The 16,486-nt window shown below is 57.0% G+C and carries 14 protein-coding genes and 2 tRNA genes; 9 read left to right on the top strand and 7 right to left on the bottom strand.

Annotation, left to right across the window (positions count from 1 at the left end; genetic code table 11):
• The first annotated feature begins 115 nt into the window (after positions 1 to 115).
• Positions 116 to 784: a TIGR04211 family SH3 domain-containing protein gene (locus tag ASQ50_RS19475; RefSeq protein WP_058090406.1), complete on the top strand. Its 669-nt coding sequence runs from the start codon at positions 116 to 118 to the stop codon at positions 782 to 784.
• Positions 785 to 789: 5 nt separating this feature from the next.
• Positions 790 to 1,080: a PilZ domain-containing protein gene (locus ASQ50_RS19470; RefSeq protein ID WP_058090405.1), complete on the top strand. Its 291-nt coding sequence runs from the start codon at positions 790 to 792 to the stop codon at positions 1,078 to 1,080.
• A gap of 54 nt (positions 1,081 to 1,134) precedes the next feature.
• Here the strand turns inward: ASQ50_RS19470 and rraA are convergent, their stop codons facing one another.
• Positions 1,135 to 1,614 carry a ribonuclease E activity regulator RraA gene (gene rraA / locus ASQ50_RS19465; RefSeq protein ID WP_058090404.1) on the bottom strand — a complete coding sequence of 160 codons (480 nt, stop codon included), beginning with the start codon at positions 1,612 to 1,614 and terminating at the stop codon, positions 1,135 to 1,137.
• Positions 1,615 to 1,646: 32 nt separating this feature from the next.
• Positions 1,647 to 4,019, bottom strand: a complete 2,373-nt coding sequence (ppsA, locus tag ASQ50_RS19460) for a phosphoenolpyruvate synthase (protein ID WP_058090403.1) — start codon at positions 4,017 to 4,019, stop codon at positions 1,647 to 1,649.
• Positions 4,020 to 4,151: 132 nt separating this feature from the next.
• On the opposite strand from ppsA, the gene ASQ50_RS19455 reads away from it, so the two are divergent.
• Entirely contained in the window at positions 4,152 to 4,967 is an 816-nt protein-coding gene (locus ASQ50_RS19455; protein ID WP_058090402.1) for a pyruvate, water dikinase regulatory protein, read from the top strand.
• Between the two features lie 22 nt (positions 4,968 to 4,989).
• On the opposite strand, the gene ASQ50_RS19450 is transcribed toward ASQ50_RS19455, so the two are convergent.
• Positions 4,990 to 7,914, bottom strand: a complete 2,925-nt coding sequence (locus tag ASQ50_RS19450) for an insulinase family protein (protein ID WP_058090401.1) — start codon at positions 7,912 to 7,914, stop codon at positions 4,990 to 4,992.
• A 100-nt stretch (positions 7,915 to 8,014) separates the two neighbouring features.
• Here ASQ50_RS19450 and ASQ50_RS19445 point away from each other — a divergent pair, with 100 nt between their 5' ends.
• From ASQ50_RS19445 to ASQ50_RS19435, 3 genes are all read left to right on the top strand, one after another.
• Positions 8,015 to 8,470 (top strand): hypothetical protein, encoded by a 456-nt coding sequence (locus tag ASQ50_RS19445; RefSeq protein ID WP_058090400.1) that lies wholly within the window; start codon positions 8,015 to 8,017, stop codon positions 8,468 to 8,470.
• Between the two features lie 114 nt (positions 8,471 to 8,584).
• Positions 8,585 to 9,904, top strand: a complete 1,320-nt coding sequence (locus ASQ50_RS19440; RefSeq protein WP_058090399.1) for a PEGA domain-containing protein — start codon at positions 8,585 to 8,587, stop codon at positions 9,902 to 9,904.
• A gap of 51 nt (positions 9,905 to 9,955) precedes the next feature.
• The gene (locus tag ASQ50_RS19435) at positions 9,956 to 11,053 is read left to right on the top strand and encodes a response regulator (protein ID WP_058090398.1); all 1,098 of its coding nucleotides are present in this window, start codon (positions 9,956 to 9,958) and stop codon (positions 11,051 to 11,053) included.
• Here the strand turns inward: ASQ50_RS19435 and ASQ50_RS19430 are convergent.
• Positions 11,036 to 11,605, bottom strand: coding sequence for a nucleotidyltransferase family protein (locus tag ASQ50_RS19430; RefSeq protein ID WP_227513381.1), 570 nt, complete (start codon positions 11,603 to 11,605; stop codon positions 11,036 to 11,038). The two genes, ASQ50_RS19435 and ASQ50_RS19430, sit on opposite strands and share 18 nt — an antisense overlap.
• A 156-nt stretch (positions 11,606 to 11,761) precedes the next feature.
• Here ASQ50_RS19430 and ASQ50_RS19425 point away from each other — a divergent pair, with 156 nt between their 5' ends.
• Positions 11,762 to 12,616, top strand: a complete 855-nt coding sequence (locus tag ASQ50_RS19425) for a 6-pyruvoyl trahydropterin synthase family protein (RefSeq protein ID WP_058090396.1) — start codon at positions 11,762 to 11,764, stop codon at positions 12,614 to 12,616.
• Positions 12,617 to 12,863: 247 nt separating this feature from the next.
• Here ASQ50_RS19425 and ASQ50_RS19420 read toward each other — a convergent pair.
• The 3 genes from ASQ50_RS19420 to gltX all read right to left on the bottom strand — a co-directional run bounded on the left by ASQ50_RS19420 (position 12,864) and on the right by gltX (position 14,620).
• Positions 12,864 to 12,939, bottom strand: a tRNA-Glu gene (locus ASQ50_RS19420).
• Positions 12,940 to 12,946: 7 nt separating this feature from the next.
• Positions 12,947 to 13,022: transfer RNA gene (locus ASQ50_RS19415), tRNA-Ala, on the bottom strand.
• Between the two features lie 116 nt (positions 13,023 to 13,138).
• Positions 13,139 to 14,620 (bottom strand): glutamate--tRNA ligase, encoded by a 1,482-nt coding sequence (gene gltX, locus ASQ50_RS19410; protein ID WP_058090395.1) that lies wholly within the window; start codon positions 14,618 to 14,620, stop codon positions 13,139 to 13,141.
• Between the two features lie 145 nt (positions 14,621 to 14,765).
• Between gltX and ASQ50_RS19405 the strand changes: the two genes are divergently transcribed.
• Both ASQ50_RS19405 and rnk read left to right on the top strand, forming a co-directional pair.
• Positions 14,766 to 15,719 (top strand): zinc ABC transporter substrate-binding protein, encoded by a 954-nt coding sequence (locus tag ASQ50_RS19405; RefSeq protein WP_058090394.1) that lies wholly within the window; start codon positions 14,766 to 14,768, stop codon positions 15,717 to 15,719.
• Positions 15,720 to 16,011: 292 nt separating this feature from the next.
• A complete protein-coding gene (gene rnk / locus ASQ50_RS19400; RefSeq protein WP_058090393.1) occupies positions 16,012 to 16,398 on the top strand; it encodes a nucleoside diphosphate kinase regulator in 387 nt (128 codons plus the stop codon).
• The last annotated feature ends 88 nt before the right edge of the window (positions 16,399 to 16,486 follow it).

Below are 16,486 nucleotides of genomic sequence, written 5' to 3'. Positions count from 1 at the left end.
GGCAACAGCACTGCATGAGCGGATTGTAACCCGCGATTGCTTGAATACCCGTCACTGTGTGACAAAATTGCGTGTTTTAAAGACCGTCAACAGACCATACCAGGGAACGTAATCCGTGACATCGCTCCGTCTTCTTCTCAGCCTTATACTGATCCTCGCGTCGGTTTCTGTCGCCCAAGCCCGCACCGTATGGGTTGACGATAAACTGTATCTGCCTGTTCGTTCCGGAGCTGGCACCCAGTTCCGAATTATCGAAAACGCGGTTCCCAGCGGCACACCGCTGGAAGTACTCGAGGTAGGCGATGGTTATACCAAGGTAAGAACCCCAAAAGGAACCGAAGGCTGGGTTTCAAGCCAGTATCTGAGCAACCAGCCCATCGCTGCTGACCGGTTAAGGCGCGCCACCCAGCAACTGGAACAGACGCGATCAGAGCTTACGAGTGTCCGCGAGCAGTTGTCGGCCGTTACCGAAGAGCGTGACAACCTGCAGAATGCGGAAAACAGCCTTTCCAACCGGGCAGGTGAACTTCAGGAAGAACTCACCCGCATCAAGAATATCGCGGCGGATTCCATCAATCTTGAACGCCGCAATCGGGAGCTGCGCGAGGAAAATCAGAAACTGCGTAATGATCTGGAAGTACTGACGGCAGAGAATGAGCGGCTTGAGGCCAGCAAGGATTCCGATTTCATGCTGCTGGGCGCCGGCCTGGTGCTTGGCGGTGTTCTGCTGGCGCTGCTCATTCCGATGCTCAAACCAACAAGAAAAACCGACAACTGGGCCTAAACGCCATGAAAGATTACTCAGAAAAGCGGGACTTTCACCGGATGCAGGTAAACAGCCGCATTGAAATCACCAATGCCAGGGGCGATACATTCACCGGTATCTGCCGGGACCTGAGCGCCGCTGGCATGCAGCTGTTCGTGGACGATGCGATCCCCGTAGGCAGTGAACTCAGAACCCGCCTGGAAGGCGCAGATAACCAGCTTCCGCCCCTGGAGACCGTGTGTGAGGTCATCCGTTGCGAACCGGAGGGCGACGGTTATCTGATCGGCGTCAACATCACAGAAGTCACCCAATAGAAAGCGGCGGCCAGACGGCCGCCGTTTTTTTAATTTCTCCAGGGTAACCCCGGGTCAAACCAGGGGCTTCTCGGATACGATGATGCCATTGTTATCGGCGTACACGTAGTGGCCCGGGTGGAAGGTCACGCCGTGGAAGGTAACCGGAATGTTCAGGTCACCGATACCACGCTTTTCAGTCTTCCGGGGAACCGTGCCCAGCGCCTGAACCCCCAGATGGGTCTGGCCAATCTCGTCCACGTCCCGGATGCAGCCATAAATAATCAGCCCGGCCCAACCATTCTCAGCGGCTTTCTCAGCCAGCATGTCGCCCAGCAACGCATTGCGCTTGGACGCACCACCATCTACCACCATTACTCGACCGTTGCCCGGCAGGCCTACCTGCTCCTTGACCACGGAGTTGTCTTCAAAGCACTTCACGGTAACGATTTCGCCGCCAAACTGGCGCACACCACCGTAATTATTGAAGCCAGGCTCAACCACCTGCACTTCCGGAAACTCGTCGCACAGATCCGGCGTAATGATCTTGCTCACCTTGCTTCTCTCCTTTTCCGAAATGTTCGCGCTCAGTCAATCTTCTCGTCTGCCAGGAAGAACCAGGTATCCAGCACGGAATCCGGGTTCAGGGATACCGTATCAATACCCTCGTCCATCAGCCACTTGGCCAGGTCCGGATGATCAGACGGTCCCTGACCGCAGATGCCGATGTACTTTCCAGCCTTTTTGCAGGCCTGGATAGCGTTGGACAAAAGGGCTTTGACGGCATCGTTCCGCTCGTCAAACAGATGCGCAATGATGCCGGAATCCCGATCGAGGCCCAGAGTCAGCTGCGTCAGATCGTTGGAGCCAATTGAGAAACCGTCAAAGTGCTCCAGGAACTGTTCAGCCAGGATCGCGTTGGCTGGCAGCTCACACATCATAATCACCCGCAAACCGTTGTCACCCCGCTTGAGCCCGTTCTCCGCAAGCAGGTTAACCACCTGTTCGGCCTCGCCCACGGTGCGTACGAACGGTACCATCACCTCAACGTTGGTCAGGCCCATGTCGTTACGGACTTTCTTGAGCGCCCGACACTCCAGTTCGAAACAGTCGCGGAAGGTTTCGGAGATATAACGGGATGCGCCGCGGAAGCCCAGCATCGGGTTTTCTTCGTCCGGCTCATACAGGGTGCCACCAATCAGGTTGGCGTACTCGTTGGATTTGAAGTCAGACAACCGCACAATCACTTTCTTCGGCGCAAATGCTGCGGCCAGAGTCGAAATACCTTCAACCAGCTTGTCGACGTAGAAATCCACCGGGGATGCGTAGCCGGCAATACGTTTGTCGACCGTTTGCTTGATATCACGGGGCAGGCCGTCGTAGTTCAGCAACGCCTTTGGATGAACACCGATCATGCGGTTGATAATGAACTCAAGGCGAGCCAGGCCAACACCTTCGTTGGGCAGCGCCTGGAAGTCAAAGGCCCGGTCCGGGTTGCCCACATTCATCATGATCTTGAACGGAATGTTGGGCATGGAATCCACGGTGTTTTCCCGTAGCTCGAAGTCCAGGGCACCTTCATAGATCATGCCAGTGTCGCCTTCGGCACAGGATACGGTGACGTCCTGGCCATCTTTCAGCAATTCGGTCGCATCGCCGCAACCCACAACCGCAGGAATACCCAGCTCACGGGCGATGATCGCAGCGTGACAGGTACGGCCACCTCGGTCGGTGACGATGGCGGAAGCGCGCTTCATGACCGGTTCCCAATCCGGGTCGGTCATATCGGTGACCAGCACATCGCCGGGTTGAACGCGGTCCATCTCGTTAATGCTGGTGATAATCTTGACCGGACCACTGCCGATCTTGTGGCCGATGCTGCGGCCTTCCACCAGCACCTTACCGGTCTCTTTCAGCAGGTAGCGTTCCATCACGTTGGCAGAGGCGCGGCTTTTCACGGTTTCAGGGCGGGCCTGAACAATGTAGATCTTGCCGTCGTCACCGTCTTTGGCCCACTCGATGTCCATCGGACGCTGGTAGTGCTTTTCAATGATCATGGCCTGCTTGGCCAGCTCTTCCACTTCCGCATCGGTAATGGAGAAGCGGTTACGGTCTTCCTGCTCCACTTTGACGGTTTCCACGAACTGGCCTTCGCCCGGCTCAGAATGGTAAACCATCTTGATGGCCTTGCTGCCCAGGTTCCGGCGCAGCACCGCCGGGCGGCCAGCCTCAAGCGTAGGCTTGTGCACGTAAAACTCATCCGGGTTAACCGCGCCCTGAACGACCGTTTCACCCAGACCGTAAGACGAGGTAATGAACACTACATCGCGGAACCCGGATTCGGTATCCAGGGTAAACATCACACCGCTGGAGGCGGTTTCACTGCGAACCATCTTCTGGATACCCGCCGACAGCGCCACCAGCTTGTGATCAAAGCCGTGATGAACACGGTAGGAAATCGCCCGGTCATTGAACAGGGAAGCAAACACCTCTTTGACCGAGGTGCGAACCTGCTGAAGGCCAGACACATTGAGGAAGGTTTCCTGCTGACCGGCAAAGGAGGCATCCGGCAAGTCTTCTGCAGTGGCAGACGAGCGAACCGCCACAGCCATGTCTTCGTTACCATTCTGGAGTTTCGCAAACGCCTCTTTCAGGGCATTATCCAAGCTATCGGGGAACGGAGTATCAACAACCCATTGGCGAATCTGGGCGCCAACACGAGCAAGCTCGTTAACGTCGTTTACATCAAGGGCATCGAGCGCCTGGTCGATTTTGTCTTTCAGGCCATCGGTGGCCAGAAACTCGCGGTAGGCATAGGCAGTGGTGGCAAAACCACCGGGAACGGTAACGCCTGCATTGGCGAGATTACTGATCATTTCACCGAGGGAAGCGTTTTTGCCTCCAACCCGGTCAACATCGGACATTCCCAGGTGGTCAAACCAGATGATGTAATCTTCCAAAGCACGTCTCCCTTGAGTCTGTGTAGCGCGGAGTCTCGAATCTGGCGTGTATGATACTGTAACCTGCGGAAATTACCTAGGGAGCTTCGGAACAACTCCCGGCAATCAGCCAAAACCAAACCGGATACAGCCATGAAAAGAACCGCTTTTTTTATTTCGGACGGCACAGGCCTGACGGCGGAAGCACTCGGCCATGCCTTGCTTGCCCAGTTCGAGAAGATCGATTTTGAACGTATAACCGTGCCCTATATTGATGATGAAGAAAAGGCTCATGACCTGGTCAAACGCATCAACAAGGCTGCGGAGGTAGACGGTGCCGCGCCCCTGGTTCTCGATACCATCGTTAACAGCAGTATCCGGGAGATCATCAGTACCGCCGACGGCTTCATGATCGACATTTTTGGCACCTTCCTGAGCCCACTGGAGCAGGAACTTAACTCATCGTCGTCTTACACCGTGGGTAAGTCCCACGCCATCAATAACGAAGGCAGTTACGAGCGCCGGATCAACGCGGTGAATTTTGCACTGGATAACGACGATGGCGCTCGCACGCGACACTACAGCGAAGCGGACCTGATTCTGGTGGGCGCCTCCCGAAGTGGCAAGACACCGACGTGCCTCTACCTTGCGCTTCAATACGGCATCAAGGCGGCAAATTACCCCATTACTGAAGAAGATCTGGAGGATCAGAAACTGCCTGCGGCTCTGCGCCCCCACAAAGAGAAGATCTTCGGGCTGACGATTGAACCGGAACGACTGGCAACCATCCGGAATGAACGGCGACCGAACTCCCGCTACTCCTCGATTCAGCAGTGCATGCACGAAATCGAGGAAATTGAACTGATGTACAAGCGGGAACGCATTCCCTACCTGAACACGACGGCCTATTCGGTTGAGGAAATATCCACCCGTATCATGGTCACAACGGGGCTGAAGCGCCACCGGTAACACCGGTGGCTCAGCACTTGCCTCAGAGTTCCTGAATAGCCATACCGAGGCCTTCAGCCACAGCGCGGTTATCCGGGTTGGTGACCACTGCCACACTGGCCTTTTCCGGCACCAGCCAGGTATCGGCCACCCGTTGCAGCTCGTCCAGCGTCACCGCGAGCACTCGCTCCCGGAACCTGGCCCGCTGCTCCGGCGTGCGGCCAAACAGCTTGTTATGGAACGCGTGGCGAGCGGCACCGGCGGGTGACCGCGGCCGGTCCAACTGGCCGATAACACCAAGGATGGCCTCTTCCAGGGACTGGGCATCGTGGTTTTCCGTGCGCAGCCAGTCCAGGGCACCATCGAAGTCGTCGAGGGTTTCCGCCAGCCTCGGGTCCCGGTACGAGAAGAAACGGAATACGCCATTGACACTGTCCTGGCCGGCACCGCCACCATAGGCACCGCCCTTTTCCCGGATAGCACGATGCAGGAAGCCATTGCGCAGGAAACCGCCCAGAACCGTCAGCGCGGCAGCATCCGGATGATCCACCGCAACGGTGCTGTAAGCCTTGGCACAGAAATTCACCTGGGTTGACGTCAACCAGGCCTCACGGGTGCTGTAATTGACCGGTGCCATGGCCCAGGCATCGCCCGCCCGGCCGGAATCACCCTGCCAGCAGGATTTGAGATCATCCAGCATGGGCGCCAACTGGCCATCTTCGCCAATCAGCAGGAACTGCCGTTGCTGGTTGCGGATTTTGTCGTGCAGCGCCGCCAGGCTGTCACAGAATTCAGCCAGGGCTTTGTCATCCTTCAGGGATTTATCCAGCTCTTTGGTGCCACGGATGCCCGCCAGGCCACCCAAACGGAAGGTCAGCCAGGAGCCGGCACTCAACCCTTGAGCCGCAGCGCCCATGGCCAGGGCGTGGCCACTGCCAGTCACGGCTTGCTCACGGCGCGCCCGCACCTGCGCAATAATCTCTCGGATACGCTCTTTCTCATCAAACCGGACGCCGGTGTATACATCCTTCAGTAACTGGGTAAGGGCCTTGCCGTTGCGGGCCAGGGCCTTGCCGCTGAAAATCAGGTAGCCAGACACGTCCTGCACATCATCAATACGCCCCTTTGCGCTGAATGAGGCACCAATACCGCCGGATTCCGCGGAAATCCTGTCTTGCATCTGCAGGTAATCCAGTTCACCACAACCCACTTCGGAAACCAGGGTGGTGTAGTAAGGCAACAGTAACAATTCCTGCTCTGACAACGCCGGCACCGGCAATACAACCTGCTGGTACACCAGGCCATTGGTGCCCCGGGAATAGACCGTTGCACCAATTTCGGCATCGTAGCTGCCCTCTGGCTCGGGCATCTGCAAAGGCACATCGTCAAGGCCGACCTTTGGCAGAATGGAATCGTCATCTTTACGCAACTGACGTTGTTCCAGAGCCTGGGCACGCTCCACTATCGCCGTCACTTCTTCCTCGGTCAGGCTCGCTTTACGGCGAGCCAGGGCCTCACGAATGGCCTGCTGGTGATGGCTCTCCAGCTTCTCATCCGGGCGCAAGGTGAGGGTCACACGGTGTGGGTTGTCCAGCAGCTTGCGGCGAATCAGGCCGGGCACATATTCCGGATCTTTGATTTTCTCACGCAGGCTGGCCAGCACCGGCTCCAGATCCAGCAGCTCCACAGGATCACCACCGTGCACCATGGGCGCAATAGCGCTCATGATCAACTGCAAGCCGTAGGGAAAACTGTCACCGGCAATCTCGCGCTGATGCAGTTCAAGCTGATGCAGGATGGCCTCAAGCCGCTCCTGACTGACTCCCTCAGCCACCACTTTCTGCAGAGTGGATTCAACCAGCGCTTCCAGCTCTGCCCGGCTATCTGGCTCGCTGCCTTCAATGCCGCACACAAAGGTCATTTCCCGATTGGAATCTTCAAGGCCGCACATGGGCGATGGCGCGTGGCCAATATCCGTGGTTTCCAGGGCCCGCATCAGTGGCGAGGCACTGTTTTCCAGCAATACGGCAGACAATAACTGGCCTTCCAGGTTCTCCTGCAGGTCAAAGCTGTGGCCCAGCAACCAGCCCATCACAATATGGGTTTTGTTCTCTGTGCCTTCACCGTCATTAACCGCGTAGCCCTGCTCCACCCGCAGGGGTGCAAACATACGCTTCTCGTCACGGACCGGCAGTTCGATATCCAGGCGATCAAACCGCTTGAGCGCCAGTTCCTCGAACTTCTCATGGTGCTCCCGGGCTGGAATGTTGCCGTAGGTGGCAAAAATGGCGTTGCTCGGGTGGTAATGGTGTTTGTAAAACTTCACCAGGTCATCGTAGGTCAGATCAACAATATGATCCGGCTCACCGCCACTGTTGTAGTGGTAGGTGGTGGTCGGGAACAGGTGGCTGGTCAGGTTCTGCCACAACTGGGAGGTAGGCGCACTCATGGCCCCTTTCATCTCGTTGTAGACCACGCCTCGGTATACCAGGTCGCTGCCAGGGTCATCCGGTTTGTCGAATTCCAGGCGGTGGCCTTCCTGGGCAAAATCCAGCGGGTCCAGCTTGGAGAAAAACACCGAATCCAGGTACACCGACAGCAGGTTGTCAAAGTCCTTGCGGTTCATGCTGGCAAACGGATAGGCGGTCCAGTCGCTGCTGGTGAAGGCGTTCATAAAGGTGTTCAGCGAACGCCGGATCATCATGAAAAAAGGATCTCGGACCGGATAACGTTCGCTACCACACAGCGCCGTGTGCTCAAGAATATGAGCCACCCCGGTGGAATCCATCGGGAAGGTGCGCAGCGCCACGAAGAAGACGTTCTCGTCGTTGTCCGCCGCCAGATGAAGGTGGCGGGCGCCGGTTTTCTTATGGCGATATTCCTCAACCTCAAGGTTCAGCGTGTTGATCCGGTGACTGCGAAGTTTCTCGAAGGCCGGGTGAATTGCGTTATCGGTCGCTGCAGCCATTAAGACAATCCTGTGTATTGAACAATTGGAGAATTACAGGGTAACACGTAGTATCAGATATGATGCACGGAACGGACTTAACAAGGTAGCCTGCCGAACTATGACAGACCGCACCCCAAAGCATATCGACGCCCCGGAAGTAGCCGCCTGGTGGGCGGAAAGACGCCGGTATCTGGAGCGAATCCGCAAAGTACCGGAAATAAGACAGCGCTTCTGGCGAGAAGTTGCCATTTACCTGCTGCGCCGCCTGCTGTGGTCGTTCGGGTTCTTCCCGATTTTCATCGCTTTCTGGCTACCGTTCGTTCTGTCCAGTTTTAACCCGGTGGTGATGGCGTCGGATATGATCCCCCTGCTTCAAGGGTTTGTGAATTCCAACCCCGAACAACAGGCCACCACCATCAGCACCTTGACCATTGCCTGGTTGTCGATCGGGTCTTTCTTTCTGGTATTCGATTTCGTGCTGACGCCATTCCGGTCACCGTATCAATACGAAGCCGATGTGTACATGAAGTCCTGGGAGCAGCTCAATCATGACCAGCTTCCGGACAAAATGTGATTTGGCCAGCATTCTGGCCAACTTCAGACACTTTCTGTTACATAACGTTGCAGACAGTGGGTAAGATGAAACCATAAGAAAGTATCCGGTAAGTTTGGATCACGAGGTTTCGTCATGGTCGATTTCAGACCACTACTGTTCGTAAACGCCCTTGCGTTAATGCTCCTGGTTACCGCCGGCTTTGCCTCGGTTAGAAAAGACGTGCCCGAGGTAACCGTTCCCGGCATGGCTGAAACCATAGCCGCGGCGGCGGAGCCGGTCTTGGCACCAGAGCCACAGCCAGCACCGGAACCTGCCTTACCGGAACCCGAACAGCCCGCGCAACCGGTCTCTGAAACCGCCAGCGCTACTCCCTTCACCCTGCCTCCCATGCCGGAACAGCCGGAAATGGTTGCCGTGGCAGAACCGGTTTCAGCCATCAACACCCGGCTGGACACTCCTCAGGCTGAACGCCCTGTTCAGCAACCTGCCCCGGAACAGGCAAAAGAGCCGCCGCCACCGAGCACTGGCAAACTGGTCTTGCGCTCCAACGTGGTGGGCGACCAGGTTACGATCAACGGCAAAACTTACGGCGCCACCCGGCTTGATCTGGAACTGAAGCCTGGCCGCTATGACGTAACCATCGAAAAACCCGGTTACCAACCCTGGACCAACAGCGTAGCACTGACCGCTGGCCAGGAGCTGACGCTGGTGGGCCGCCTGGAAGCCTACACCACGGTCAATTATCGCAATGGTGAGTGGGTTGGTGACGTACGAACCGGCGACGGCACCTGGCAGGACGAGGCCGGCCTTCGCTACGAAGGACACTTTGTTGACGGCAAGTTCCATGGCACCGGCAAGGCCTGGTACCCCGACGGCAGCCGTTACGAAGGCGACTGGGACAATGGCGAGCGCCACGGTGAGGGCCAATGGCGCAGCGCTGATGGCTCAGCCTATACCGGTCAGTTCGAACGGGACCAGTTCCACGGCAAGGGCACCCTTACCCTGGACAACGGCGACATACTCACCGGTAACTGGAGCCGCGGCCGCATGAATGGCCATGGCTCGCTCACCACTGCCGATGGCATGCTTTACGTTGGTGGCTTCCGCAACGACGAATTCCACGGCCAGGGCGCCCTGACCTACCCGGACGGCCGCTCCTATGAGGGCGAATTCTCCAACGGCGAATTCCACGGCAAGGGCTCGGAAGTGTTTGCCGACGGCAAGAAGTACGACGGCCAATACATGGAAGGCAGCTTCCATGGAAAGGGTCTTCTGCGCAACCCGAACGGCAGCTCCATCGAAGCCACCTTCCGCCACGGTGAACCCTATGGACAGGTGCGACTGACCACTGCGGCCGGCGAAGTCTTTACCGCCCGCACCACAGAACCCGGTGTGTGTTATCGGGACAAGAGTTACCGGGCAACGCAATGCCCGAAACTGGAAGGCTGGTAACCACCCGGCCGCAGTAACCACGTGTTTGCAGTAACAGGTTGAGGTAGTGACATGGCAATCAAAAACGCTCTGCTGGTGGACGACTCAAAAGTAGCAAGATTTGCGCTCAGCAAACTACTTGAGGGTCGGGACATGGAAGTAAACATGGCGGGCTCTGCCGAGGAAGCACTGGACTTCCTGAAAAGCCATGATCGCCCGGACGTGATCTTTATGGACCACCTGATGCCCGGCATGAATGGCGTTGAGGCTACCAAAGCCATCAAGGGGAACCCGGACACCGCCGGCATCCCCATCATCATGTGCACCTCGAAGAAGTCCTCCTCGTTTATGGAAGAGGCCCGCAATTTCGGGGTGTACAACATCTTGACCAAGCCCCCGCAGACTGATGGCCTCAGCCTGGTTCTGGACCAATTGACCAGTGATGTGGAACAGGGAACACTGCCTCCCAACGTTACCACCGCAAACGATGCCGAATTGCCGGATACTGAAGACGAACTGCTGCACATACCCACAGATGCGTCAGTGGAGATGTCACCGAAAGGCGATATCGGCGCTAACGGACATACCAGCCCGAACGTGGTGCCGCTGACCAGCGACCTGATCGAGCAGATTGCCCGTTCTGCGGTAAAAACCCACATCAACAACCGCCTGCACGAACTGCTCAGTGACTTGTTCGACGAACAGTTTGATCACCTGAAACGGGCCCTGGACGAAAACCGCAGCAAACAGGACGCAGCCATAGAAGAACGGCTGAACGAGCTCACCAAGCTGCTGGATGACCGCACCCGCAACCTTCGGGATGACGTTGCCGCAGAGGTCAACCTGAGCCTTAGCCAGGAACTGGCGCGGCTGAAGAAGGAACTGTCGAAAAACGCCGGCTTCACCGCTGAGCACATGGCAGAGCTGAAAGACCACATCACCAGCGTTCAGACCATCGACACCGAGTTCTGGCAGACCCTGCAGTCTGAGGCCATTCAGCAGGCCCACGAGATCTCCCGTGAAACCGCCGAAGACATTGCCCAGCGCACCATTGATCTGTATGTATCGCAACAGCGCTCTGCCAACTCCCGGATCTACACTCTGGGACTGGCGGTCAGCCTCGGCATATTCACTGTGGGTATTGCCTGGCTGTCAGGTTTGTTCGGCTAATAACCGCCTGACGTCCTGCCAACTTTCCGGGGTGTCAACATCGGGTTGCACCCCGGCAATATCAATGGCTCCAGCGCCTGAACGATTCAGAACCCGCCCCGCTCCGGCGTCCCCCGTCAGAGCCACCACTTGCGGCCACAGTGACCGGGGTATCCAGGCAGGCACCCCCACACGTTCCCCATAACTAGCTCCCCATGGCCGCTCTGGCTCAGCGCGAGCCTGCGCTGCCAGCTGTTTCAACCCTTCAGGCGCCAGCAGTGGCTGATCTGCCAAGACCACAAACACACCCAGAGCCTGCCGCCCCAGTTGATGGATACCCGCCGCCAGTGATCCGGCCAGTCCTTGCGACCAGTCGGGATGATAGATCCAGGCGCCCGGCTGTAGCGCGCAGCGGTATCGAACCAGGGGGTAACCACAACCGGCCACTACCCTGACCTGCCGGGATAGCAACCGAGCCTGACCAACGGCTCTTGACAACAACGATTCACCACCCGGCAGCATCAGGAGTTGCTTTGTGCGTCCCATCCGTGAGGCTCGCCCAGCGGCCAGCACCAATGCCGGAAACTGCTGATCGTGAGTAACACCGTTGCTGGTTAAAATATCCTTCTCCTTGGTATGCGGGAATCCAGGCAAGCCGCAGTAAACTGCTGAATCACCCGATTTTTGCTAGAATTCCGCCACCATGCAACCAAATCAGCCGGACCACCCATGAACCACCTCTTTGTCGACAATATCACCGTGATTGACTTTGCCTACCTGGACCCGGCCCGGGGCCTTGTGGGTGAAAGCTGGATTACAGACGTAGTCCTGGGCGGCGAACTGGACGACCAGGGCATGGTGTTCGATTTCAGCCTGGTAAAACGCACCATCAAACGGGTAATCGATGAACGGGTCGATCACCGATTGGTGATTCCGCGTGGCTATGAAGGCCTGAATTGGGACGAAGAGACACCAGATGCTTTCATTTGGAACCTGACCGATGGCAGCCACATTGAACACCGCTCCCCCGACGAAGCCGTGGTGTGGCTGTCTTCCAACCGGGTAGTGCCGTCTGCCGTGGCGGCCCTGTTGGAAAAAGAACTGAAAGCCGTTCTGCCCGGCAACGTCACGTCGGTTGAGATCAACCTGCGGGAAGATGTGATCGAAGGCGCTTACTACCACTACGTGCATGGCCTGAAGAAGCACCTGGGCAACTGCCAGCGCATCGCCCACGGCCATCGATCCCCGATTCGCATAGACCGCAATGGCCACCGGGACTACGAGCTGGAAAACCGCTGGGCCAAGTTATGGAAAGACATCTACGTAGGCACTGAAGAAGACGTGACCCGGCGCTTTGTTGGCGAAGACGGCGTTGGCTACATCACCTTCGAATACGAAGCCAACCAGGGCGAATTCGCCCTAACCCTGCCGGAAAGCCGCGTGTACATGCTCGGCACCGACACCACTGTAGAGCTCATCGCCGCCCACATCGCCGACCAACTCAAAGCCGAGTTTCCGGAAGACGAAATTCGGGTGAAGGCTTATGAGGGGGTTGGTAAGGGAGCGATTGCCAAAAGGGTCTGACTCCGGGGTCTGTCCCCGCATGGGGACTGACCCTTTTTATGGCACCAAACCTGAAGACCCCACCCTTCTGATGGCGGAGGTCTGGTTTTCCCATGGGTTCTGATTGGGTGCTCAAGACGGGCAAAAGTGGGTCAGTCCCCATGCGGGGACAGACCCCTGGGGCAGACCCTTTAAAACCCCATAAAAAAAACCGCCCGAAGGCGGTTTTTTTTATGGCTTTCCGGTGGACTAAACCGTCAAGCCGAATTGGCGTCCCCTAGGGGGTTCGAACCCCTGTTGCCGCCGTGAAAGGGCGGAGTCCTAGGCCACTAGACGAAGGGGACTAGAAATTGGTGGAGCCAAGCGGGATCGAACCGCTGACCTCAACACTGCCAGTGTTGCGCTCTCCCAGCTGAGCTATGGCCCCTCAACGGATGCGTATATTAAGGATCCGCCCTTGGGGCGTCAACACCCGATTCCGCTTTTTTTAAAGTTTTTTGAACATCCCTGTTCGCGTCGTTCAATTAACCAACAAACCGCTCATCAAATACCCAGGGCGGCGTATTCCTTCTCTACTTTCTTGGTTTCTTTCTTGGAAAAGCCGCCCATCACATCCAGGGCATGGCGCAAACGGGAGCGGGTCATGTCCGGGCCGAGCAACGCCATAGAGTCCATCACCGACCAGGAATTGGGCGTTCCGGCAATGGCCACGAATATGGAGAACATGAAATCCCCCAACTTCAGATCCATAGCTTTAGCCAGAGCCTTGATGTCGGCAAAGATGGTGTCCTTACTCCAGTGGCGTTGGGCCTCCAGCTTCCACAGGGCGAATTGCAGCACCCGCTTGACCTGGCCTTCATCCAGCTTGTTATGGGCAAAGTCTTCCGGCTTCAGGTTCAACATGCCGCTGAACATGAACTGGGCCATGGGCGCCACATCAGAGAACACCTCTGCCCTGCCCTTGATATGCGGCACCAGCGCTTGCAGGTCGTCGCGGTTGAACCACCACTGGTGCATGCGCTCCATGAACTGCTCGTCGGTCAGCTCGTCACGAATCCACTGGCCGTTCAACCAGCGCAGCTTCTCCACATCGAACACCGGGCCACCCAAGGATACCCGCTGAATGTCGAAGTTCTCGATCATCTCATCCAGGGTGAACTTCTCACGCTCATCCGGCATGGACCAGCCCATCCGGCCCAGATAGTTGGTGACCGCCTCAGGCAGAAAGCCCATGCGCTCATAGAAGTTGATGCTGGTGGGGTTCTTGCGCTTGGACAGCTTGCTCTTGTCCGGATTACGCAGCAGCGGCAGGTGGCACAGCTCCGGCATATCCCAGCCAAAGTACTGGTACAGCAGCTTGTGCTTGGGCGCAGAGTTAATCCACTCTTCGCCGCGCAGCACGTGGGTAATACCCATCAGGTGGTCGTCCACCACATTGGCCAGATGGTACGTAGGCATGCCGTCGGATTTCAGCAGAATCTGGCAATCCACCTGGGCCCAGTCGATCTCGATGGTACCCCGGAGCATATCCTGGATCTCGCACACGCCTTCATCCGGCACTTTCATGCGGATAACGTACGGATCACCAGCATCCAGGCGGCGCTTTACTTCTTCCTGGGGCAGCTCCAGGTCACCTTTGATGCCCGGGTTAAGCCCCTGGGCCTTGCGCTCTTCGCGAATGGCATCCAGCTCTTCCGGGGTGCGGAAGCAATAGAAAGCGTGGCCGGCCGTCACCAGGTCTTCCGCGTACTGGCCGTACATGTGCTTACGCTCAGACTGGCGATAGGGGCCGTGGGGGCCACCCACATCGGGGCCTTCATCCCAGTTCAGCCCCAGCCAGCGCAGCGCCTTGAGAATATCCTGCTCGGATTCTGCCGTGCTGCGGGCCTGGTCGGTATCTTCAATGCGCAGAATGAATTGACCACCGTGCTGGCGAGCAAAGCACAGATTAAACAGAGCCACGTAGGCGGTACCAACGTGTGGGTCACCAGTGGGCGACGGGGCAATTCGGGTGCGTACAGTCATGAAACCATCCTGAAAATAACTGGCCAGTGAATAAAGCCGGCATTATAGCGGCCATGGCCAGTTTTCGCATGATCCGGTTTTGCACAGCGCACTCGAGATGTAATATTATAACGTATCGCAAAAAACTTCAGGATAGCCTTCCACTATGCAAATCAAAGCATCTTACCTCGCCCTCGGGCTGAGCGCCCTGGTTGCCTCGGCTCCGGTCGCAGCAGCTAACATTGTCACCTCCATCAAACCATTGGAACTGATCGTCAAGGCGGTGGCCGGCGACGACGCCAAGGTAACTACCCTGGTGCCAGCGGGCTCAAGCCCCCACAACTACACCATGAAACCTTCCCAGCGCCGGGCCCTGGAGCAGGCAGACGTGATCTTCTGGGTAGGGCCGGAGATGGAAACTTTCCTGAACCGGCTGCTGAGCGGTCGGGAATTCCAGGATCGAGCCAAGGCGTTTATGGAAGGAACTGGAACCGATAAGGAAGAAGATCATGACGATGATCATCACGGCCACCACAATCATCATGACGATCATGGCCACCGGGAAGACGCGCATGCCCATCATCACCACCATGACCATGGCGACGGCGAAGACCCCCACATATGGATTGACCCTGCGCTGGCACTGGAGATGGCAAAAGACGTTCGTACCAGGCTGGCCACTCTGGACGGCATGAATGCCGACCAACTTGATGCCAACCTGGCGCGGTTTGAAGAGAGCCTTGCCAAGGCTGAGCAGGACATTCGCGCGCGACTCAGCGGCGCAAAGAATATCAGCCTGTTCGCCTACCACGACGCCTTCACCCGTTTTGCTGAGCATTACGGCCTGACTCTGGACGGCGTACTGACCCTGAACCCGGAATTGTCCCCCGGTGCCAGGCATATCGCCGAAGTTCAGCGCAAGCTGCAGCAAGCCAACCAGCCCTGCCTGCTCACGGAACCCCAGTTCAACAGGCAGTGGTGGCGCTCCATCACCGATGGCCTGGATGTCACCTTCAGCACCTGGGACCCGCTGGCCACCGATATTGAAAGTAATGCGGAAGGCTACATCAACTTCCAGTACAGCATCGCTGACGCCGTTACCAACTGCCTGCCAAAATAACCCCACCTGACTCAGGGCCCGGCCATCCGTATAAACCGGCCGGGCCTCAATTGCACGTTGCTCTTTTCAGACACAGCGGGTAGATTTCAGGTTATTGTCTATTCCCGTGTGATGAGTTCATCGTGAACAAACCAAGCACCAGCATTCACACATTCCCTCCGGCACTGCGGTCTTCCTTTGCGAACACCGGCAGGGCTTCTGTCCGTCTCTGATTTCGCTGAATCCCCCGCAAATACCTCCCCGGATTCAGCACTTAACCAAACATACCTGAACCTTTTTTCCGGAGATTACTATGTCTGACTTACCTGCGATTACTGTTGCCGAAGAAGATTACAACCGCCTCAGCACCCTGCTCGAGCGCATGGCCGGAAAATCCGAAGTGGCTGATGGCCTGGAGGAAGAACTGAGCCGTGCAGACCTCAAGCCGCTGGCAGAGATGCCCGAGGGCGTGGTTACCATGAACTCAATGGTGCGATTTGTAGACGAAGACGCCGGCAAAGAACACGAGATGATGCTGGTATACCCCCACGAAGTGGGTGACGCAGACCACAAGGTGTCCATCCTGGCCCCGGCCGGTGCCGCCATGCTGGGCCTGAGCATTGGCGACAGCATTGAATGGCCAATGAAAGGCCGCAAGCCGATTCACCTGAAAGTTGTCAGCGTTACCCGAAAAGCATAAGCAATTTCCTTTACAACTATCAGCACTTGATATTTCTCCAAAGGCTCGACGGCCTCCGGTGTTAGGCTTCCACCAAGCTAACCGAATA

The sequence above is a fragment of the Marinobacter sp. LQ44 genome (assembly GCF_001447155.2).
Lineage (GTDB): Bacteria > Pseudomonadota > Gammaproteobacteria > Pseudomonadales > Oleiphilaceae > Marinobacter.
The sequence above is the reverse complement of the archived record's forward strand: the minus strand, read 5'-3'. Positions and strand labels throughout refer to the sequence as shown.